17 protein-coding genes and 2 pseudogenes are annotated in these 21,823 nt (G+C 72.0%); 9 read left to right on the top strand and 10 right to left on the bottom strand.

What is annotated here, in order from left to right:
• Positions 1-12 precede the first annotated feature (12 nt).
• Complete coding sequence (gene bldG / locus M8I34_RS35380) at positions 13-354, bottom strand: anti-sigma factor antagonist BldG (protein ID WP_004571875.1); 342 nt, start codon at positions 352-354, stop codon at positions 13-15.
• A gap of 162 nt (positions 355-516) precedes the next feature.
• Here bldG and M8I34_RS35375 point away from each other — a divergent pair, with 162 nt between their 5' ends.
• Entirely contained in the window at positions 517-2,880 is a 2,364-nt protein-coding gene (locus M8I34_RS35375) for a DEAD/DEAH box helicase (protein WP_250056797.1), read from the top strand.
• A 138-nt stretch (positions 2,881-3,018) separates the two neighbouring features.
• Here M8I34_RS35375 and M8I34_RS35370 read toward each other — a convergent pair.
• The 7 genes and pseudogenes from M8I34_RS35370 to ssd form a co-directional block, all read right to left on the bottom strand.
• Positions 3,019-3,291, bottom strand: a pseudogene (locus M8I34_RS35370) (Rv3654c family TadE-like protein); the annotation flags it as partial.
• Positions 3,266-3,679 (bottom strand): TadE family type IV pilus minor pilin, encoded by a 414-nt coding sequence (locus tag M8I34_RS35365; protein WP_250056791.1) that lies wholly within the window; start codon positions 3,677-3,679, stop codon positions 3,266-3,268. The pseudogene M8I34_RS35370 and the gene M8I34_RS35365, both read right to left, overlap by 26 nt.
• The gene (locus M8I34_RS35360; protein ID WP_051818636.1) at positions 3,666-3,872 is read right to left on the bottom strand and encodes a DUF4244 domain-containing protein; all 207 of its coding nucleotides are present in this window, start codon (positions 3,870-3,872) and stop codon (positions 3,666-3,668) included. Before M8I34_RS35360 ends, M8I34_RS35365 begins: the two co-directional genes overlap by 14 nt.
• A 278-nt stretch (positions 3,873-4,150) precedes the next feature.
• Entirely contained in the window at positions 4,151-4,993 is an 843-nt protein-coding gene (locus M8I34_RS35355) for a type II secretion system F family protein (RefSeq protein ID WP_250056790.1), read from the bottom strand.
• Between the two features lie 12 nt (positions 4,994-5,005).
• The gene (locus M8I34_RS35350; protein ID WP_250056788.1) at positions 5,006-5,914 is read right to left on the bottom strand and encodes a type II secretion system F family protein; all 909 of its coding nucleotides are present in this window, start codon (positions 5,912-5,914) and stop codon (positions 5,006-5,008) included.
• Positions 5,911-7,067 (bottom strand): annotated as a pseudogene (locus M8I34_RS35345) (TadA family conjugal transfer-associated ATPase). Before M8I34_RS35345 ends, M8I34_RS35350 begins: the two are co-directional and overlap by 4 nt.
• A complete protein-coding gene (gene ssd, locus M8I34_RS35340) occupies positions 7,064-8,344 on the bottom strand; it encodes a septum site-determining protein Ssd (protein ID WP_250056784.1) in 1,281 nt (426 codons plus the stop codon). Before ssd ends, M8I34_RS35345 begins: the two are co-directional and overlap by 4 nt.
• Positions 8,345-8,802: 458 nt before the next feature.
• Between ssd and M8I34_RS35335 the strand changes: the two genes are divergently transcribed.
• Positions 8,803-9,708 carry an HAD family phosphatase gene (locus M8I34_RS35335; RefSeq protein WP_250056782.1) on the top strand — a complete coding sequence of 302 codons (906 nt, stop codon included), beginning with the start codon at positions 8,803-8,805 and terminating at the stop codon, positions 9,706-9,708.
• Positions 9,709-10,071: 363 nt separating this feature from the next.
• On the opposite strand, the gene M8I34_RS35330 is transcribed toward M8I34_RS35335, so the two are convergent.
• Entirely contained in the window at positions 10,072-10,971 is a 900-nt protein-coding gene (locus tag M8I34_RS35330) for an oxidoreductase (RefSeq protein ID WP_244419579.1), read from the bottom strand.
• Positions 10,972-11,072: 101 nt separating this feature from the next.
• Between M8I34_RS35330 and M8I34_RS35325 the strand changes: the two genes are divergently transcribed.
• The 7 genes from M8I34_RS35325 (at position 11,073) to M8I34_RS35295 (ending at position 20,496) form a co-directional block, all read left to right on the top strand.
• Entirely contained in the window at positions 11,073-12,059 is a 987-nt protein-coding gene (locus M8I34_RS35325) for an ATP-binding protein (protein ID WP_250056780.1), read from the top strand.
• A gap of 389 nt (positions 12,060-12,448) precedes the next feature.
• Entirely contained in the window at positions 12,449-14,785 is a 2,337-nt protein-coding gene (locus M8I34_RS35320) for a SulP family inorganic anion transporter (protein ID WP_250056778.1), read from the top strand.
• Between the two features lie 150 nt (positions 14,786-14,935).
• Positions 14,936-16,900 carry an acetate--CoA ligase gene (gene acs, locus M8I34_RS35315; RefSeq protein ID WP_244419582.1) on the top strand — a complete coding sequence of 655 codons (1,965 nt, stop codon included), beginning with the start codon at positions 14,936-14,938 and terminating at the stop codon, positions 16,898-16,900.
• 362 nt (positions 16,901-17,262) lie between these two features.
• Complete coding sequence (nhaA, locus tag M8I34_RS35310; protein ID WP_284051171.1) at positions 17,263-18,615, top strand: Na+/H+ antiporter NhaA; 1,353 nt, start codon at positions 17,263-17,265, stop codon at positions 18,613-18,615.
• 44 nt (positions 18,616-18,659) lie between these two features.
• Complete coding sequence (locus M8I34_RS35305; RefSeq protein WP_030989811.1) at positions 18,660-19,118, top strand: phage holin family protein; 459 nt, start codon at positions 18,660-18,662, stop codon at positions 19,116-19,118.
• Entirely contained in the window at positions 19,115-20,053 is a 939-nt protein-coding gene (locus tag M8I34_RS35300; protein ID WP_244419584.1) for an alpha/beta fold hydrolase, read from the top strand. The genes M8I34_RS35305 and M8I34_RS35300 overlap by 4 nt, the downstream gene beginning before the upstream one ends.
• A gap of 245 nt (positions 20,054-20,298) precedes the next feature.
• Positions 20,299-20,496: a hypothetical protein gene (locus M8I34_RS35295; protein ID WP_078889645.1), complete on the top strand. Its 198-nt coding sequence runs from the start codon at positions 20,299-20,301 to the stop codon at positions 20,494-20,496.
• 116 nt (positions 20,497-20,612) lie between these two features.
• Here the strand turns inward: M8I34_RS35295 and M8I34_RS35290 are convergent, their stop codons facing one another.
• Positions 20,613-21,812 carry a MarP family serine protease gene (locus tag M8I34_RS35290; protein ID WP_250056773.1) on the bottom strand — a complete coding sequence of 400 codons (1,200 nt, stop codon included), beginning with the start codon at positions 21,810-21,812 and terminating at the stop codon, positions 20,613-20,615.
• Positions 21,813-21,823: the final 11 nt, after the last annotated feature.

The following is a 21,823-nucleotide window of genomic DNA, read 5'->3' as shown; positions in this document are numbered from 1 at the left end:
CCGGCGAAGTCGTCAGTCAGTAGCTGCGACGGCTTCGTCGACCGAGGTGTGAATCGGGAACACCTTGGTCAGTCCGGTGATACGGAAGATCTTGAGAATGCGCTCCTGGTTGCAGACCAGGCGCAGCGAGCCCTCATGGGCACGCACCCGCTTGAGTCCGCCGACCAGCACGCCGAGCCCAGTGGAGTCGAGGAAGTCGACACGTTCCATGTCCACCACGAGGTGGTAGCTTCCGTCGTTCACAAGCTCGACCAGCTGCTCCCGCAGCTTGGGCGCGGTGTATACATCAATCTCGCCACCGACCTCGACGACCGTACGGTCGCCAACGGTCCGGGTCGACAGGGACAGGTCCACGGATCCTCCAGCACCTTGCTATCGAGCGGTCGCCCCCCTGGGGCCTCCCCACCGAAGGTAGGGGCGGATCTGGCAGCCGCGATGGCATTCAATCACTTACCGGCAGGCGTGCACGACGCCCTTTGAGCATTGTCCGTCACTCCGGTGACACACTCGGTGCCGATGGCCTCCAATCCAGTCCCGCCGGATGCGGGCGCGCGCCCTTCCCCAGGCATGATTCTCGAACGTCTCGCCCGGGGCGCGACCCGCGCTGCGCGCATCACTCATACGGAGCACTTGCCCCCGCGCATCGGCCGCCATGCCGACTGGCCGGAACAGATCCGGCCGGAAGTGATCGATGCCATCCGTTCGGCCGGAATCGAGCGTCCCTGGGCCCACCAGGCACGGACATCCGAACACGCGCTGCGCGGCGAGTCGGTCGTCGTCGCCACCGGCACCGCCTCGGGGAAGTCCCTGGCGTATCTCGCGCCGGTCCTCTCCACGCTCCTGGACGGTTCCGAGGCCCCGAACGGGCGGGGCGCCACGGCCCTGTATCTGGCCCCCACGAAGGCGCTGGCAGCCGATCAGCGGCGTGCCGTACGCGAACTGGCCGCCCCGCTGGGCACCGCGGTGCGGCCCGCGGTCTACGACGGCGACACCCCCGTCGAGGAGCGCGAGTGGGTCCGCCAGTACGGCAACTACGTCCTGACCAACCCCGACATGCTGCATCGGGGCATCCTGCCGGCGCACGCCCGCTGGTCCTCCTTCCTGCGCGCGCTGCGCTATGTCGTCATCGATGAATGCCACAGCTACCGCGGCGTCTTCGGCTCCCATGTCGCGCAGGTCATCCGCCGGCTGCGCCGCATCTGCGCCCGGTACGGCTCCGAGCCGGTGTTTCTGCTCGCCTCCGCCACGGCCGCGAAGCCGGCGCAGGCCGCGACCCGGCTCACCGGTCTGCCCGTGGTGGAGATCACGGAGGACACCTCGCCGCGCGGCGAGTTGGTCTTCGCGCTCTGGGAGCCGCCGCTGACCGAACTCCACGGCGAGCAGGGCGCCCCGGTCCGCCGGACCGCGACCGCCGAGACCGCGGATCTGCTCACCGACCTGGCCGTCCAGGGCGTACGCACCGTCGCCTTCGTCCGCTCCCGGCGCGGCGCCGAGCTGATCGCCCTGATCGCGCAGGAGCGGCTCGCGGAGGTGGACCGCTCGCTGCCCGGGCGGGTCGCCGCTTACCGGGGCGGATATCTGCCCGAGGAACGCCGCGCCCTGGAACGCGCCCTGCACAACGGCGATCTGCTCGGCCTGGCCGCCACCACCGCGCTCGAACTGGGCGTGGACGTCTCCGGTCTGGATGCCGTGGTGATCGCCGGATATCCGGGGACCCGGGCGTCCCTGTGGCAGCAGGCCGGCCGGGCGGGCCGTTCGGGGCAGGGGGCGCTCGCCGTGCTCGTGGCCCGCGACGACCCGCTGGACACCTATCTCGTCCACCACCCCGAGGCGCTCTTCGACCAGCCCGTCGAGTCCACCGTCCTCGACCCCGACAACCCCTACGTGCTCGCCCCGCACCTGTGCGCGGCCGCCGCCGAACTCCCGCTCACGGAATCCGACTTCGTGCTCTTCGGGCCCGCGGCCGGCGGTCTGATGCCGCAGCTGGAGACCGCGAACCTGCTGCGGCGGCGCGCCAGGGCCTGGCACTGGACGCGCCGTGAGCGGGCCGCCGACCTCACCGACATCCGTGGCCAGGGCGGCCCGCCGGTGCAGATCGTGGAGGCCGGCACCGGGCGGCTGCTCGGCACCGTGGACGCCGCCGCCGCGCACACCACCGTCCACGACGGCGCGGTCCACCTCCACCAGGGCCGTACCCATGTCGTCCAACACCTCGACCTGGCCGACAACGTGGCGCTCGTCGAGGAGGCCAGTCCGCCCTATTCCACGACTGCCCGCGACACCACCGCCATCGCCGTCCTCGAGACCGACACGGAGATCCCGTGGGGCGATGGCCGGCTGTGCTTCGGGTCCGTCGAGGTCACCAATCAGGTCGTCTCCTTCCTGCGCCGCAAACTGATCACCGGCGAGATCCTGGGCGAGACCAAGCTCGATCTGCCGCCCCGTACGCTGCGCACCCGTGCGGTGTGGTGGACGGTCACCGAGGACCAACTCGACGCCGCCTGCGTCAACCCCGAGCAACTGGGCGGCGCCCTGCACGCCGCGGAACACGCCTCCATCGGCATGCTGCCGCTCTTCGCCACCTGCGACCGCTGGGACATCGGCGGCGTCTCGATTCCCCTCCACCCGGACACTCTGCTGCCGACCGTCTTCGTCTACGACGGCCATCCGGGCGGCGCCGGATTCGCCGAGCGCGCCTTCCACACGGCCGCCGCCTGGCTCACCGCCACCCGCGACGCCATCGCCTCCTGCGAATGCGAGGCCGGCTGCCCTTCCTGCATCCAGTCGCCCAAGTGCGGCAACGGCAACGACCCGCTCCACAAGCGGGGAGCCATCCGGTTGCTGGGCGAGCTGTTGCGCGGGGCGCCACGGGGGACGTGACAGGGGTGCCGCCACGGGCGGGGCCCTGACCTCGGCAGCCGTGGCGGGCCGGGCCCGCACCGGGTCGCCGTGCCCCGCCGGCCCCGCACGGGCCCGTACCCGCGAGGTGAACGGGCTGCGGCCCGCTTCGGCCGAGACATCGGCGACCGGCCCGGCCACCGCACAGCGCACCAGGCGGGTGTGCTGCGCGGCCGCCACCCGGCGGGCCGCCGCACAGGCGGCGACCGGGCCCTGAAGTGTGTGATCCGCGGCGGCCAGCGCCGCCAGGTCCGCGGCGCCGCCCGCCCGGTGCCGTGCCGTGACGGCCTGTCCGACGACGATCAGGGCCACGAAGACCGCGCACAGCGCCGCCGCCGCGAAGACCGTCCAGACCGTCGCCGAGCCCTCATCGACGCACCGTCTCCTCTGCAAGAGCCACCGCCTCCCCTCCGACCCGGACCGTCAGCTGCCCCACACCGGGCAGTTCGGCGTCGACCCGTACGCGCACCAGGTCGCCCTCCCGCGTCAGCGCGATCCGCGCGCCCCGTGGAGCCGCCCCCCGCGCCGCCGAGAGCGCCGCCGCCCGTGGTTCCGACCGTGCCGCGGCACGCGCGCCGGCCCGCGCCGCGTCCACACACTCGATACGGGCACAGACCGCCATCAGCCCCCAGATGAGCGCCGCCACCACCGCCACCAGCACGGGCAGGACCACGGCGGCCTCCGCCGTCACAAATCCGGCGTCCCGCGCGCCCCGCGGGACGCCCCGGGTCCTGGGCCCGGGGGCCCGGGGACGCGGGACCCCGCGATCAGAACTGGACATTGATCGCCCTCTCGAGCACCGACTGGAGCAGCGCCTTCACCGGTCCGCTCGTCACGACCTTGTAGAGCACGGCCGCCAAGGCGCAGGCCGCGAGCGTCCCCACGGCGTACTCCGCCGTGGTCATCCCCCGGTCGTCGGCCCCGAGCGCACGCAGCTCCGCCCACCACCGCCGGAACATTCCACCCCGAAACATTGCATCCCCCTTTGTGTGACCTCTGTGTGTGACCTCTTTTGAACGGCCTCGGATGAACAGCCTCGGATGAAGGGCCTCTGGCATGACCGGTGGCGGGTCTCGCTCGGCCACCGGTCATGCGGCCGGTGGGTGGGCGCGTCCACCCACCGGCGACACAGCCGGTCAGCCGGACTCCTCCACCAGTGACACAACCGGTCAGCCGGACTCCTCCGCCGCCGGCGTCCACCCGCCCCGCACCGTTTCCTCCCCCCGGCCCTCGAACTCGCTTCACCGCCCGCTCAGTTACGCCCCAGCAGGCCGCCGGCCAGACCGATCAGCACCGGCGCCACTCCGAGCGCCAGGAACGCCGGCAGAAAGCACGCCGACAGCGGCAGCGTGACCAGCACCCCGGCCCGTCGCGCACGCGCGGTCGCGGCTCGGGCCTGCTCCGCGCGGAGTTCGGCGGCGATCCGGGAGGCCGATTCGACGGCCGGGACCCCGGATATTCCGGCGCGCTCCATACAGCGCGCCAGCCCTTCGGCCCCGGGGAGAGCGGCCAGCCGCAGCCATACGACGGCGGGTTCACCGCCCAGACGCAGTTCCGCCGCCACCTGGCGCAGCCGCTCGGCAACCGTTCCGTCGAGCGACCGGCCCACCGCCTCGGCCGCTTCCCTCGGCCCGGCCCCCGCCGCGAGGCAGGCGGCCAGCAGATCACCGGCCGGTGCCAGTTCCGCCCGTACCTCCGCGTCGGCCAACCGCACCGCGTCCGCGCCCCGTTGGTGCGCCAGCCGGCGATGCGCGGCGTATCCCACGGCGAGTCCCGCCAGGACACCCGCCACGCCACCGACGAGAATGACCATGAAACCGGCCGCTCCCAGGGGCCCGGCCCACTCCATCGCCCGACCGCTCCGTGGCGCACCGCTCTTCGTCGTCGCCGCTCGCCCGCGCCACCGGAGCCGGACGAACGCCCCGGGGCGGGCGCCGCCCGCGCCGTACCGTTCGGCCCCACCGCCCCACACCCCCGGCACCCGTCTCCGCACGGCGCGCACGCGACGCGCCTCCCGCACCAGCGCCACCGCGCACAGCGCCGCCGCCACGGCCGCAACCACTATCCCCACCCTGTGGACAACTTCTGCGCTCACACCGATCCCTCCCTACCGGTCTTCCGCGGCCTGGACGATCCGGACCGTCCAGGCCACCCCGCACCACTCCAGGAGCCCGCCGACCGCCAGGCAGCCCCACCCGGCCGGGGTGTGCAGCAGCACCCGCAGGGGGTCGGCGCCCAGTGCGCTGCCCATCAGGAGCCCGCCCACCGGCAGCAGGGCGAGCATCAGCGCGGTGGCCCGGGGGCCCGCCAACTGGGCGCGTAACTCGTCGCGTTGGTCCCGTTGGGCCCGGAGCCCGGCCGCGATCCGTTCCAGCCCCGAGGCCAGCCCTGCGCCGCCCTCCACCGCCACCTGCCAGCACGCGGCCATCCCGGTCAGCCCCGCGGCGCCCGGCAGCCGCGCCGCCTCCCGCAGCGCCCGGGCCACGTCCCCGCCGTACCGCGCGGCCGCCACCACCGCCGAGCCGGCCGCTCCCAGCCCCGGGGCGCCCGCGGCGAGCAGGGCCTGGGCGGGCTGCCGCCCGGCCCGCAGCTCCCCCGCCACCGCCGCACACAGCCCGATCACCGCGGCCGCCCGCCGGTCGCGCGCACGCACCGCTCCACGGGAGGCCAGCCACCGCCGGACGAGAAGGAGGCCCACCACGGAGGCGAGCAGCGGGAGCACGGACCCGCCCAGCACTCCCAGCACCAGCCCCGCCGGCAGACACCAGATCTCCCGCCCGACGCCTCCCCAGCGCCCGAAGCTCCAGCGCCGCCCCGCTTCCCCCTCGACCACCCGCCCCGCGCACCACTTCCGCACCCTCTCGCCCCGCCACCCCACCGCCGGGTCCGCCCCTCCGGCGCCCCCGAACAGCGCCCGGGCCCGCCGCCGTACGTCGTCCCGTCGGCCACCGGCCAGCCGGACCGCGGCCGCAGCACAGAGCGCCGTGGCCACCAGGGCCACGCCGACCGCGCTCATCGGCCCCCGCCCCGTTCGCACAGCCGCATCAACCGCCCCCAGCCCCGCGCCTCTTGAAAGCCGCCCGGGCTCCAGACGGCAGCACGGTCACCACGAAGCCCGCACGGTCCCGCTCCAGCACATGGAGTTCGGCGATCCGGCGCCGGCCGGACCGGTCCCGCACGAGATGCAGCACGACCGAGAGCGCGGCCGCCAGCTGGCTGTGCAGGGCGGCGCGATCCAGGCCCGCCGTGGAACCGAGGGCCTCCAGACGCGCGGGGACATCACATGCGGCGTTGGCATGGACCGTTCCACAGCCGCCCTCATGACCCGTATTCAGCGCCGCCAGCAGGTCCGTGACCTCGGCGCCGCGCACCTCCCCGACCACCAGCCGGTCCGGCCGCATCCGCAGCGCCTGCCGTACGAGATCCCGTAGCGTCACCCGGCCGACGCCCTCCTGGTTGGCGGGCCGGGTCTCCAGCCGCACCACATGGGGGTGGTCCGGACGCAGCTCCGCAGAGTCCTCGGCCAGGACGATCCGCTCGGCCGGACCGACCAGTCCGAGCAGAGTGCTGAGCAAAGTGGTCTTCCCTGAGCCCGTACCGCCGCTGATCAGGAACGAGAGCCGGGCCGCCAGCAGCGCCCGGAGCAGCCGGTCGCCGCCCGGCGGGACCGTGCCGGCCGCCACCAGCTCCGCAAGGCCGAAGGCCCGCGGCCGCAGCACCCGTAACGACAGACAGGTCCCGGCGACCGCCACCGGGGGCAGCACCGCATGCAGCCGGGTGCCGTCCGGAAGCCGGGCGTCCACCCATGGCCGGGCATCGTCCAGCCGCCGGCCGGCCACCGCCGCCAGCCGCTGGGCGAGTCTGCGCACCTCCGCCGCGTCCCGGAAGCGGACCTCGGTGCGTTCCAGCCCGCCACCGCGGTCCACCCAGACCTCGTCCGGCGCGGTGACCAGGACGTCCGTGACATCGGGCGCGGCCAGCAGCGGTTCCAGCGGGCCGCTGCCCACCATCTCCGACCGCAAGGAGGCCACCACACCCAGCACTTCGGCATCCCCCAGAAGCCGCCCCTGCTCGCGCAGCGCCACCGCCACCCGGGCCGGCGTGGGCTCCGCCCCGGCCTCGGCGAGCCGCCTGCGCACCACCTCCAGCAAGTCCTGGCCCTGGCTCATGAACGGCCTCCCTTCCGGACGGCCGCCCGGGGAGCCAGGGAACCGGCCGCCGGCCACGGCACCGCACTGCCTCTCGGTCCGGCCCCCGGTCGCGGCCCGCCGCCCGGAGCCGCCCCCGCACCGCTGCCCGGCCCGGGCCCCGCCGGCGCAGCGGATCCCGGCCCGCCGCCCTCGCCCCCGCAGTCCGCCAACCGCCCCCAGAACCCCGCGCAGAACCGAGCCAGCGGCCCGCGCACCTGCGCCCCCGGCGGCACGCCACGCGCGAGGTCCGCCAACAGCCCCGCCTCCCAGGGCACTTCCCCGGCCAAGGGCAGCTCCATGAGGCGGGCGATATCGTCCGGCGGCAGTCCGTGCCCGTGGCGTCCGGGAGCCCCGCGCGCCACCACCCGCAGGTCGCCGAGCACCTTCTGCACCCCTGAGGCCACCCGCTGGGCCGCGGCGACCGCGCGCAGTTCCGTCGGGACGATCAGCAGGCCCATGTCCACCTGCGCCAGAGCCTCCGCCACCGCCTCGTCGACCCGGCGCGGAAGGTCCACCACCACGACGCCGCCACGCCGGCGCGCCGCGGCCAGCACCGCGCGCATGGCCGGGGGCGGGATGGTGACGTCGGAGCCCCGGTCCCAGCTGAGGACCCGCAGCGAGTGCAACCGTGGCAGCGACTCCGCGAGGGCGCCGCAGGCCACCCGGCCGCGCGATTCGGCGAAGGCGGGCCAGCGCAGGCCCTTTTCCTTCTCCCCGCCCAGCAGGACGTCCAGCCCACCGCCCAGGGGATCTCCGTCGACCAGCAGGGTGCGCCGTCCCGTACGGGCCGCGGTGACGGCCAGCGCGCCGGCCAGGGTGCTCGCTCCGGCGCCCCCGCGGCCGCCGAGGACACCGACCGTCAGGGCCGGGGGTCCAACGCCCTCGATCGCGTCGGCGATCCGGTCGGTCAGCCAGCGCTCGCCGTCGGGAAGGGCGAGGACGCTCTCGGCCCCGAGGGCGACGGCCTGGCGCCAGAGCTCGGGGTCGTCCGCGTCCCCGCCCGTGAGGATGACGCCCGGCCGCCGTCCGGCGCCGCGTAACCGGGGCGCGCAGTCGTCGCCGACGATCACCAGGGGCGGAGCTTCCCAGTCCCCTTTGCGGGCCGGCAGGCCGTGCGCCACTTCGGGCAGCGCACCGGCCGCCGCACACAACCGCAGAAGATCGTCGAGGAGCCGTTCGTCCTCGGTGATGATCAGCGGGCCACCCGGCTCTTCACCCGTTCGGACCGCCCGTTCCGATGGCGTGGTTTCGGCCACGTTCTGTCCCCCTGTCGCTACACAACTCGCACCTCCGCGAACTCGCGGACTTTCACCGTGCAGCGATCGGGGAAATCTTGTGGATCTTGAACCAAAATTGTGGACAACGTCGCGCCTGTGAATATCCCTGTCACCTATTCCAGCGACGAAGGGCACCTTCCGGGGCTCGAGAGAGCCTTCCTCAGAGCAGCGCGACGACTACGGTGCGTAATGGGGCGCTGTGCAGCGAGGGCGCGGACGCCGCAGCGGCAAGGAGTGGAGTGGATCAGCGTCCGGCGGTGGAAAATGCGTCCGGACATGCGACGACCCCCGCCGGGGGGGAGAGCGGGGGTCGTCCCCACGGCCGACTCGGGGGGGGAGGAGCCGGACCGGGTTAGCACGGTCGCGAACGATCCGTGACTTCCATGGTGTACCCGAGAGCCTTCTCAGGCAAACCCACGCGCCGGACCTTACGCCGAATGGTGGGCGCCTATGCTCGCCCCGTGGAAAACCACTCCGTGCCTCACTCGACTCCCCGTACTGCCGCGTTCTTCGACTTGGACAAGACTGTCATTGCAAAGTCGAGCACGCTGACCTTCAGCAAGTCGTTCTACCAAGGCGGCCTGATCAATCGGCGGGCCGTACTGCGCACTGCGTACGCCCAGTTCGTGTTCCTGGCGGGCCGCGCCGACCACGATCAGATGGAGCGTATGCGGGAATATCTCTCCTCCCTGTGCCGCGGCTGGGACGTGGCCCAGGTACGGGAGATCGTCGCCGAGACGCTGCACGATCTGATCGACCCCATCATTTACGACGAGGCGGCCTCGCTCATCGAGGAGCATCACGCCGCGGGACGGGACGTCGTCATCGTCTCCACTTCGGGCGCCGAGGTCGTCGAACCGATCGGCGAACTCCTGGGCGCGGACCGGGTGGTGGCCACCCGTATGGTCGTCGGCGAGGACGGCCGCTTCACCGGCGAGGTGGAGTATTACGCCTACGGCCCGACCAAGGCGGACGCCGTCCAGGAGCTCGCCGTCTCCGAGGGGTACGACCTCGAGCGCTGCTATGCGTACAGCGATTCGGCGACCGACGTCCCGATGCTCTCGGCGGTCGGTCACCCGCACGCGGTCAATCCGGACCGGGCGCTGCGCCGCGAGGCGGTCGCGCGTGGTTGGCCGGTTCTCTCCTTCAATCGTCCGGTACCGCTCAAGCAGCGGCTCCCCGCATTGTCGATGCCCTCGCGGCCGGCGCTCGCCGTCATGGCCGCCGCGGGTGCGGCCATGGCCACCGCGACGCTGGTCTGGTACGCGAGCCGACGGAAAACCACAAAGCCACATCTTGGCCTTATTGGCCGGAGCACTCACACCCGTAATGCCCGCGTTTGAAGTCAAACGTAAAGATCTGCGGCACGGGGTTCCGCTTGCCCCGCCCGAGTAGTACAAAGGACTTAACGGCCCGCGAGACCAAGGACATCCGAGAGGAACACCTTTAACGCAGGAAGTGGCCCACGGACCGATGCATGAATGCCAAGCACCCACGCGACGTCGACCCGTCGATTGCGGGCCAGCCGCACCAGGTAACCGGACGAAGATTCCGACCTGATGGGCACATATTCGAGCACGCATGGTAACTCGGCGGACATGCCAGCGGCGGTACCACTCATTGGTACCGCCGCAACCCTGTTCAGGGGCGAATGAGCAATGCTTCAGGAATTCATGAAAACCCGAAGCTTTCGCCTCGGCTCCTTCTTATGCCGCGCCGCGCTGGAGCGCCTCACAGACCGCAGTGCTCTCCCGTACGCCGAGTTCCACCGCGCGGCCGCAGTGCGCGATCCACGCCGCGACACCCTCCGGGGTGCCCGAGACATAGCCTTCCAGCGCCGCGACGTAGGCCGCGCGCCCCTGTTCGGCGTGCCCGACCTCGGCGGGGCAGATCGACTTCGGGTCCAGTCCGCTGCCGACCAGCACGATCCGCTCCGCCGCCCGCGCGACCAGCCCGTTGCATGTGGCGAACGGCCGCAGGGCGAGCAGTTCGCCGTGCACCACCGCCGCGGTCACCAGGGCCGGCGCCTCGGTACCGGCGAGCAGCAGCCGCGACAGCCCGTCCAGCCGCCCGGCAACCTCGTCGGCATCCGGCAGCGCCAGCTCGATGAGTGGTTCGTCCACCGGCTCACCGGCCAGCCGGGGCCGTCCCACCGTCTCGTCCGCCGGCTCCCCCGGGTGCCGCCCCTCGGCCGCCTCGGAGCTTCGGCCTCCCCCTGATGCCGCCACCAGATGGAGGCGCGCCAGCACCCGCAGCGGTGACTGCCGCCACACACTGAGCAGTTGCCCGGCCTCGGCCGACAGCCGCAGGGCCGCGCCGACCGTCCGCGGTTCGCCCTCGACGCCGAAGTCGGTGCGGCGCCGGACCTCTTCGAGCGCCCAGTCGGCCCCCGAAAGCGCCGCGGAACCGCGCGCTCCGCGCAGCGCCGCCTCGGAGGTCACCTCGTTGCTGCGGCGTCGCATGACGCGGTGCCCGTAGACCCGGTCGACGCCCTTGCGTACGGAGTCCACGGAGTCGGCGACCCCCGGGAGCGAGGCCAGGGTCACGAGCGGGTCGTCGCTCGCTTTGGGGGGTGCGGGGGACGTCCCCCGGGAGTTTCCAGCCATGGGTACGACCCTACGCACCACCAGGGCCGACCCCTCGAAGGAGTGGTCTTCCTCACGCAGGACTGTCACTCAGAGCTATCTCACATTTACCCTTGGTGAACATGAAGATCGCTTTCGTAGGCAAGGGCGGCAGCGGCAAGACCACCCTGTCCTCCCTGTTCGTCCGCCATCTCGCCACGGCCCGGCTCCCCGTGATCGCCGTGGATGCCGACATCAACCAGCATCTGGGCGCCGCCCTCGGCCTCGGCGAGACGGAGGCCGCCGCGCTCCCCGCGATGGGCGCCCAGCTCCCGCTGATCAAGGACTATCTGCGCGGCAGCAATCCACGGATCCCGTCCTCCGAGTCAATGATCAAGACCACCCCGCCCGGCGAGGGCTCACGGCTGCTGCGGGTCGGCGAGGACAACCCCGTCTACGACGCCTGCGCCAGGACGGTGGACCTCGACAACTCCGCCGTGCGGCTGATGGCGACCGGGCCGTTCACCGAGTCCGATCTGGGCGTGGCCTGCTACCACTCCAAGGTCGGCGCGGTGGAGCTGTGCCTGAATCACCTCGTGGACGGCCGCGAGGAGTATGTCGTCGTCGACATGACGGCCGGCTCCGACTCCTTCGCCTCCGGGATGTTCACCCGCTTCGACATGACCTTCCTGGTCGCCGAGCCGACCCGTAAGGGCATCGCCGTCTACCGCCAGTACAAGGAGTACGCACGGGACTTCGGCGTCCCCCTGAAGGTCGTGGGCAACAAGGTGCAGGGCCCCGAGGATCTTGCGTTCCTGCGCGACGAGGTGGGCGACGACCTGCTGGTGACCGTCGGCCACTCCGACTGGGTGCGCGCCATGGAGAAGGGCCGCCCGACCCCCTTCGCGTACCTGGAGGAGGCCAACCGCCGCGCCCTGGAGACGCTGCACCACACGGCCGACGCCGCATACGGGCGCCGCGACTGGGAGCGCTACACGCGCCAGATGGTGCACTTCCACCTGAAGAACGCGGAGAGCTGGGGCAATGCGAAGACCGGGGTCGACCTGGCGGCCCAGGTCGACCCCTCGTTCGTGCTCTCCGAGGGGACGGCCGCCCCACAGCCCGCTTGACCTGCCAGGCGCCGCGGACGGGCCCGGAGAGGCGCTGGAGAGGTGAGCCGCCCTCCGGCGCCCGCGGGCCCGCCCCCTCCCTCCCGCCGCCTGTGCACACCTCCGAGCGACGAACCGGAAGGCCTGCGCACAGGGCTCACCACTTCGAGAAGAGGCACACCACAAACCAAAAGCCATCGCATTCATCCGATAAGGGGAAGGATGGCGGCATATGACCGAAAAGACTTCTCTCGCCCTTTACCTGTCATTACGATCCGTTTACCGATGCTTGAGAGTCACCGGACCTTCGCTCCACAGCGACAGCCGCCGGCCGGCTCACGTCCCGCCGCAATACACCGCCGCCCCACGATCGCGCCCCGCGCGACCGCGTCGCCCCGGAGGAGACGGGAATGCCGCAGATCGAGAAGTCGCCGCCGCAGCCGCCGCGCGCCCCGCACCACACCGAGACCCCTCCCGCTTCCCGCCCGCCCTCCGGGCCCGGCCCCCGCACGAAGAAGACCGGCCGGGCGGCCTTCCGCCGGGACCTCTCCGCCTCGGCCGTCGTCTTCCTGCTCGCCGTTCCGCTGTCGCTGGGCATCGCCCTGGCCACCGGCGCCCCGCTCCAGGCCGGTCTGGTCGCCGCGGTCGTCGGCGGTCTCGTCGCCGGTCTGCTCGGCGGCGCCCCGCTCCAGGTGAGCGGCGCGGCAACCGGCCTCCTGGTGGTCACCGCCGACCTGGTCCAGCGCTACGGCTGGCGCGCCACCTGCGCCATCACGGTCCTGGCGGGCCTCGCCCAACTCGCCCTGGGCGCACTGCGTGTGGCCCGTGCGACGCTGGCGGTGAGCCCCGCGATCGTGCACGGCATGCTGGCCGGCATCGGGGTCACCATCGCCCTCGGGCAGCTCCATGTGGTGCTCGGCGGCAGCCCCGAAAGCTCTGCGATCGCCAACGCCACCGCGCTTCCCGGCCAGTTGGCGCATCCGCACGCCGTCGCGCTGCTGATCGGCGCGGTCACCGTCGCCGTGCTCGTCGGCTGGGGACGGCTGCCGGGCCGGGCCGGGCGGTGGGCACGGATGCTGCCGGCCCCGCTGGCCGCCGTGCTCGCCGCGACGGCCCTCAGTACGGGGACGGCGGTGGCGCGCGTGGAGCTGCCCTCCTGGCGGCTGCCCGAGCTGCCCGCGCTGCCGGACGCCTCCCTTCCGGCGCTCGCCGCCGCGGTGCTGACCGTCACCCTCGTCGCCAGTATGGAGTCGCTGCTGTCGGCGGTGGCCGTGGACCGGCTGGCGGCCGAGCGGCCGGACACCCCCACCGGGCGTGCGCGGCTCAACCGCGAGCTGGCCGGCCAGGGCGCGGCCAATGTCGTCTCCGGTCTGCTGGGCGGACTGCCGGTCTCCGGGGGCGCGATGCGCGGCTCGGCCAATGTGCGGGCCGGCGCGGCCACCCGCCGCGCCACGGTGCTGCACGGCGTATGGGTGCTGCTGTGCGCCGGACTGCTGGCCGCGGCGCTGGAGCTGATCCCGCTGGCCGCGCTCGCCGCGCTGGTCATGGCCGTCGGCGTACGGATGGTGAGCTTCGCGCACATCCGGCACGTACAGCGGCACCGCGAATTCCCGGTGTACGCCGCCACCTTGGGCGGCGTCGTCCTCTTCGGCGTGCTCCAGGGCGTGGGGACGGGCATCGCGGTCGCGGTCTTCCTGGCGCTGCGCCGGCTGACCCACACCCGGATCACGGTGACCGAGGAGACGGACGGCCACCGGGTGTGCGTCAGCGGGCAGTTGACGTTCCTGGCGGTGCCGCGGCTGACCCGGGCGCTGGCGCAGGTGCCTGCCCATACGGACGTCGTCGTCGAGCTGTGCGGCTCGTTCATGGACCATGCCGCCTACGAGGCGCTTCAGTCCTGGTCCACCGCCCATCAGGCGCACGGCGGCTGGGTGACGCTCGGCGGCCGTTCGGGCCGGCCGATCGCCGAGCCGGCCAGCGCGCACTCCTGCCGGCCGTGGACGCCATGGCGCAACCACCACTGCACCCGGCCCGGCCCCGACCGGGCAGCGGACCCGGAGAGCAGCGGCAGCCAACTGCTGGGCGGGGTCAGCGCCTTTCAGCGCCATACGGCTCCGCTCGTGCGCGAGGAGCTGGCCCGGCTGGCGCGCGAGGGCCAGCGGCCCACCCAGCTGTTTCTGACCTGCGCCGACTCCCGGCTGGTCACGAGCATGATCACATCCAGTGGGCCGGGCGATCTGTTCACCGTGCGCAATGTCGGCAACCTGATGCCACCGCCCGGCTCGGACGCCTCCTGCGACTCCGTGGGCGCGGCGATCGAGTACGCCGTGGAGGTGCTGCGGGTCGGTTCGATCACGGTGTGCGGCCATTCGGGGTGCGGTGCCATGGCGGCGCTGCTCGGCTCCGCCGCGCCCGAAGAGGCCGAGCCGACCCCGCTCACCCGCTGGCTGCGGCACGGCCGTCCGAGCCTGGCCCGTATGCAGCGCATCGGACGGCTGGGGCGGGGCGAAGTCGCGTTGAGCGGACGGCCGGTGAGCGATGACCAGGAACGGCTGGCACTCGTCAACATCATGCAACAGCTCGACCACCTCAGGGCACATGCCTGTGTGGCCCGCCGGGTGGCCGAGGGCGCGCTCACTCTGCACGGCATGTATTTCCATGTCGGCGAGGCCCAGGCATACGTGCTCGACGAGGCCCACCGGCGGTTCTGCGCGGTCCGCGGCGAACCGGCACCGGTGACGGGCTGACCTGCACGAAGGCCCCTCAACACCCTTGGAACGGACCGCAACGGAACAGGTCTACACCAATATTTTTCCACAGCCCTTGTCAGGGCCAGGCGTGGGCTGATGAGCTATGACCTGGGGACACTTCGGCCGCCCCTGGGAATGGGAGATGTTGTGAGCAACGAAAGCCTGGCCAACCTGCTCAAGGAGGAGCGGCGGTTCGCGCCGCCCGCCGATCTGGCCGCGAATGCCAACGTCACGGCCGCCGCGTACGAACAGGCCGCGGCGGACCGGCTGGGCTTCTGGGCGGAGCAGGCCGGACGTCTGTCGTGGGAGACCGCACCCACCCAGACCCTCGACTGGTCCAACGCGCCCTTCGCGAAATGGTTCGCCGACGGCAAGCTCAACGTCGCCTACAACTGCGTGGACCGGCATGTGGAGAACGGCCTGGGCGACCGCGTCGCCATCCACTTCGAGGGCGAGCCGGGTGACACCCGCGCGATCACGTACGCCGAGCTCCAGCGTGAGGTCTCCAAGGCCGCCCATGCGCTGATCGAGCTGGGCGTGCAAACGGGCGACCGGGTCGCCATCTACATGCCGATGATCCCGGAGACGGTCATCGCCATGCTGGCCTGCGCGCGCCTGGGCGCCCCGCACTCCGTCGTCTTCGGCGGCTTCTCCGCGGACGCACTGGCCACCCGCATCAACGACGCCGACGCCCGCGTGGTGATCACCGCCGACGGCGGCTACCGCCGCGGCAAGCCGTCCGCGCTCAAGCCCGCCGTCGACGAGGCGCTGACCAAGCCCGGGACGGAGAACGTCCGCAGCGTCCTGGTCGTCCGCCGCACCGGGCAGGAGGACGTCGCCTGGCACGAGGGCCGTGACGTGTGGTGGCACGAGATCGTCGAGCGGCAGAGCGATCAGCACACGCCCGAGGCCTTCGACGCCGAGCACCCGCTGTTCATCCTCTACACCTCCGGCACGACGGGTAAGCCCAAGGGCATCCTGCACACCACCGGCGGCTACCTCACCCAGGTGTCGTACACCCACCACGCCGTCTTCGACCTCAAGCCGGAGACCGACGTCTACTGGTGCACCGCCGACGTCGGCTGGGTGACGGGCCACTCGTACATCACCTACGGCCCGCTCTCCAACGGCGCGACGGAGGTGCTCTACGAAGGCACGCCCGACACCCCGCACCAGGGCCGCTGGTGGGAGATCGTGCAGAAGTACGGCGTGACGGTCCTCTACACCGCGCCGACCGCGATCCGCGCCTGCATGAAGTGGGGCGACGACATCCCGGCGAAGTTCGACCTGTCGTCGCTGCGCATCCTCGGGTCGGTGGGCGAGCCCATCAACCCCGAGGCATGGATGTGGTACCGCAAGCACATCGGGGCGGACGCGACGCCGATCGTCGACACCTGGTGGCAGACAGAGACCGGCGCGATGATGCTCAGCCCGCTGCCGGGCGTCACGGCCACCAAGCCCGGCTCGGCCCAGTTGGCGCTGCCCGGTATCGCCGCGACCGTCGTGGACGACGACGCCCGCGAGGTCCCCGACGGCGCCGGCGGCTACCTCGTGCTGACCGAGCCCTGGCCGTCCATGCTCCGCACGATCTGGGGCGACGACCAGCGCTACCTCGACACGTACTGGTCGCGCTTCGAGGGCAAGTACTTCGCCGGCGACGGCGCCAAGAAGGACGACGACGGCGACATCTGGCTGCTCGGCCGGGTGGACGACGTGATGCTGGTTTCCGGCCACAACATCTCCACGACCGAGGTCGAGTCGGCGCTGGTCTCGCACCCCAAGGTGGCCGAGGCCGCGGTCGTCGGCGCCACCGACCCGCAGACCACCCAGGCCATCTGCGCCTTTGTCATCCTGCGCGGCGGTGCGGCGGAGGACGAGGGCCTGGTCGAGGAGCTGCGCGCCCATGTCGCCCAGCAGCTCGGCCCGATCGCCAAGCCGAAGCGGATCCTGCCGGTCGCGGAGCTGCCCAAGACCCGCTCCGGCAAGATCATGCGACGGCTGCTGCGCGATGTCGCCGAGAACCGCGACCTCGGTGATGTCAGCACCCTCACCGATTCCTCGGTCATGGACCTGATCCAGACGAAGCTGCCGAGCGCGGCCAGCGAGGACTGAGCGAGCACGGATGGCAGAAGGGGCACCCGGCCGACCCGGCCGGGTGCCCCTTCCCTCGTCTCCGGCGGTCCGTGCCCCCGGCCTGGCCCGGCTCTGTGCAGCGCACCCGGCCCCTCTCCCGCCCCCCCTCCACTGCCCGCCCTCCAGCGGCCCGAAGCCCGAATTGCCCGTAAAGTGAGGCCCCCGGATAGCCGCTTGCACCCGCCCGGTAAAGTGGGAGCCGCGTCAATGACACGCCAAGAAACTCAGGGTGCGCCGGGAAGTCTGGTCGGCAACTGCAACAGCCGTACGCAGCTACCGAGAGGCCCGGAGGTCACCGCGTGAGCGCCCCCACCAACCGTCGTTCCCCCTTCCTGGGGCGGATGCCGCTGCCCGAGCGGAACTTCATCGCGGACGCGCTGCGCGCCGAAACCGTCGGCGGTGTCCTTCTGCTCGCCGCCGCCGTAGCGGCCCTGATCTGGGCGAACACCCTCGGCGGGAGCTACGAGGCGGTCCGCGGCTTCCACCTGGGACCGGCCGCACTGGGCCTGGACCTGTCCGTCCAGCACTGGGCCGCAAACGGCCTGCTCGCGGTCTTCTTCTTCGTCGCCGGCATCGAGCTCAAGCGCGAACTGGTGGCCGGTGAGCTGCGCGACCCGAAGGCCGCCGCGCTCCCCGTGATCGCCGCGCTCTGCGGGATGGCGATGCCGGCGGCCGTCTACGTCGCCGTGAACGGCATCGGCGGCGGCTCCCTCCAGGGCTGGGCGGTCCCCACCGCCACCGACATCGCCTTCGCGCTCGCCGTACTCGCCGTGATCGGCACCTCCCTGCCCGCCGCGCTGCGCGCCTTCCTGCTCACCCTCGCCGTCGTCGACGACCTCTTCGCGATCCTGATCATCGCGGTCTTCTTCACCTCGAAGATCAACTTTCTGGCGCTCGGCCTCGCCGTCGCCGGCCTGGTGATCTTCTACCTGCTGCTGCGCAAGGGCGTGCGGGGCTGGTACGTCTACCTCCCGCTCGCCCTGGTCATCTGGGGCCTGATGGAGAACAGCGGGGTGCACGCCACCATCGCCGGCGTCGCCATGGGCCTGATGCTGCGCTGCACCCGGCGCGACAGCGAGACCCGGTCCCCGGGCGAGCACATCGAGCATCTCGTCCGCCCGCTCTCCGCAGGACTCGCCGTCCCGCTGTTCGCCCTCTTCTCCGCGGGCGTGTCCATATCCGGCGGCGCGGTCCATGACGTCTTCACCCGGCCGGAGACCCTGGGGGTGGTACTCGGCCTGGTGGTGGGCAAGGCCCTCGGCATCTTCGGCGGCACCTGGCTCACCGCCCGCTTCACCCGGGCCGAACTCAACCCCGACCTCAAGTGGCCGGATGTCTTCGCCCTCGCCTCCCTGGCCGGCATCGGCTTCACCGTCTCCCTGCTCATCGGCGAACTCGCCTTCTCCGAGAACCCGGTACTGACCGACGAGATCAAGGCAGCGGTGCTCATCGGCTCGCTGCTGGCGGCCGTGTTCGCCGGCATCCTCCTCAAACTCCGCAACGCCAAGTACAAGAAGCTGTGCGAGGAGGAGGAGCGGGACGAGGACCAGGACGGCATCCCCGACATCTACGAACTCGACAAGCCGGAGTACCACCTGCGGATGGCGGCGATCCACGAAGCCAAGGCCGCCGAGCACCGGCGGCTTGCCGAAGTGGCCTCCGGCACGCATGCCGGAGACGATGGTCCGGCATGATCTGAGAGGCTTTGCATCCGGGTGAAGAGATGAGGGAGACGGCGATGAGCGCAGTGCACGACGGCACGGACCGCAGCCTCGGACAGCTGGTGGCCACGGCCACGGCGGAAATGTCCGCGCTGGTGCACGACGAGATCGCGCTGGCCAAGGCGGAGTTCCGCCAGGACGCCAAGCGGGCCGGCATCGGCAGTGCCGCGTTCATGGTCGCGGGCGCACTGGCGCTGTTCGCGCTGCCGGTGCTGAGCTTCGCGGCGGCGTACGGCATCCACAACCTCGGCCTCGGCCTCGCCTGGTCCTTCCTGATCGTCGGCGGCGCCTTCCTGGTCCTGGCCGGGCTGCTGGCCCTCCTCGCGGTGGTCAAGGTCAAGAAGATCAAGAAGCCGGAGAAGTCCATCAACTCCGCCAAGGAGACCGCGGCCGTCCTCCAGAACGCCAAGCCGCACCCGCGCCTGGAGCCGGTGGAGCACCCGGTGCTGGAGTCTGTGACACGCTCATCGGTATGACAGCCCCTGACAGCACCGCTTCGGTCGTGCGGCTCGACGTCCCCGGCGGGAAAGCGGTGTCGCACCGCGACGTCGCGGCCAACGGCGCCCGCTTCCACATCGCGGAGATGGGCGACGGCCCGCTGGTGCTGCTCCTGCACGGCTTTCCGCAGTTCTGGTGGACCTGGCGGCACCAGCTCCCGGCCCTGGCCGAGGCGGGCTTCCGCGCGGTGGCCATGGATCTGCGGGGCGTCGGCGGCAGCGACCGCACCCCTCGCGGCTACGACCCGGCGAATCTCGCCCTGGACGTCACCGGTGTCATCCGGTCCCTGGGTGAGCCGGACGCCGCGCTCGTCGGACACGACCTGGGCGGCTATCTCGCCTGGACGGCGGCGGTGATGCGGCCCAAGCTGGTGCGCCGGCTGGCCGTGAGCTCGATGCCGCACCCGCGGCGCTGGCGCTCGGCGATGCTCGCCGACGTCCGGCAGAGCGCCCAGAGTTCGCACATCTGGAACTTCCAGCGGCCCTGGCTGCCCGAGCGCCGGCTGACGGCAGACGACGCGGCGCTGGTGGGCCGGATGATCCGCGACTGGTCCGGGCCCCGGCCGCCCGAGGACGAGGCGATCGCGGTCTACCGGCGGGCGATGAGCATCCCCTCGACGGCGCACTGCTCCATCGAGCCGTACCGCTGGATGGTGCGCTCGATGGCGCGCCCCGACGGTATCCAGTTCAACCGCCGGATGAAGATGCCCGTCCGGGTCCCGACCCTGCATCTGCACGGCTCACTCGACCCGGTGATGCGCACCCGCAGCGCGGCCGGCTCCGGCGAGTACGTCGAGGCGCCGTACCGCTGGCGGCTGTTCGACGGCCTGGGGCACTTCCCGCACGAGGAGGACCCGGTGGCGTTCTCCACGGAGCTGATCAACTGGCTCAAGGACCCGGAACCGGACCGCTGACGAGCCGCGACAGCCCGGTCCAGGGGGCAACAAGGCCGTCTGGGCCGACCGTTGAGGGCCGCTGGACGCACCCCCTTTTCCGGTCCGCCCGCGCACCGCTGAGCGGGCGGGCCGGACCGCTCAGCGGGGCACGTCCACAGGGAGATCGAACGCTCGTATGACGAACAGCCACTTGCCTCGCGCATAGGCCAATTGGCGGTCCCCGACGCGGTTACGGACCTTGGGCCACGGGCAGAGTCGAGGGTATGGGCTGGACGCACGACTACCGTGACGTGGCACGCAACCGCCGCAACAGTGCTGTTGCAGTGGGTACTCAGGACAGGGGAGCCCCGGACCTCGGGTCCGGCCAATCCCCTGATCCGGCGCACCCCATGGGCATTCCCCTCATCCTGCGCCGCAGAGCGCGCTGGATGAGCGCACGGCTACGCCATCCCCGTACCTGAACTCCACGCCGCCGCCGTCGGGGCGCGGGAAGCCCGTCTCCCCGCGCCTGACGCGCGCCGCGGCGCGTGCCCGGCCGTGATCACCGGACACGCCCCGGGGGCAGTGCGGACAGGTCCTAGATCGCGCAGCCCTGGCTGTCGACCTGCTGCCGGGCCGTACGCCCCTTGAGGACGTCCTGGCGGACCTCGTCGGCGGTCAGCGCATAGCCGGTGTGGGAGTCGTCGAGCGACTTCGCGAAGACGACCCCGTAGACCTTGCCCTGCGGGGTGAGCAGCGGGCCGCCGGAGTTGCCCTGCCGGACCGTGGCGTAGAGGGAGTAGACATCGCGGCGGACCGTGCCGCGGTGGTAGATGTCCGGGCCGTTGGCCTGGATGCGGCCGCGGATACGGGCGGAGCGCACGTCATAGCCGCCGTTCTCCGGGAAGCCGGCGACGATGGCGCTGTTGCCGCTGTTCGCGTCCCCGTTGGTGAACTGGAGCGCCGGCGCTTCCAGTGAGGGCACTTCCAGGACCGCGATATCGCGCTGCCAGTCGTAGATCACGACCTTGGCGTCGTACGTACGGCCCTCGCCGCCCACCTGGACGGTCGGCTCGCGCACACCGCCGACCACGTGGGCGTTGGTCATCACGCGGTGCCGGCCGAAGACGAAGCCGCTGCCTTCGAGGACCTTGCCGCAGCCGGGGGCGGTGCCGACGACCTTGACGATGCTGCGCCTGGCCTGCGCCGCCACCGGGCTGGTGGCCAGCCGGGGGTCGGGCGCCGGCACATCGTTGATCGGCTCGTTGGAGAACGGCGTGAAGACCTGCGGGAAGCCGTTCTGCGCGAGGACCGAGGAGAAGTCGGCGAACCAGGTGCCGGCCTGCTGGGGCATCACCCGGGACACGCCGAGCAGCACCTTGGAGTTACGGACCTCCTTGCCGAGCGTCGGCAGGGACGTACCGGCCAGCGCCGACCCGATCAGCCAGGCGACCAGCAGCATCGCCAGGACGTTGACCAGCGCGCCGCCGGTCGCGTCCAGCGCTCTCGCCGGTGACCAGGTGATGTGGCGGCGCAGCTTGTTGCCCAGATGGGTGGTGAACGCCTGGCCCACGGAGGCGCACACGATCACGATGGCCACCGCCGCGATGGCCGCGAAGGTGCCGGGTGTCGCGTCTCCGGTGATCTCGTTCCAGATCACGGGCAGCAGATAGACCGCGATCAGACCGCCCCCGAGGAAGCCGATCACGGACAGGATGCCGACGACAAAGCCTTGCCGATAGCCGATGATCGCGAACCACACGGCCGCGACCAGCAGCAAGATGTCCAGGACGTTCACGCCGGACACCG

It is taken from the genome of Streptomyces sp. MCA2 (assembly GCF_023544705.1).
Taxonomy (GTDB): Bacteria; Actinomycetota; Actinomycetes; order Streptomycetales; family Streptomycetaceae; genus Streptomyces; species Streptomyces decoyicus.
This window is presented reverse-complemented; position numbering and strand designations above follow the sequence as displayed.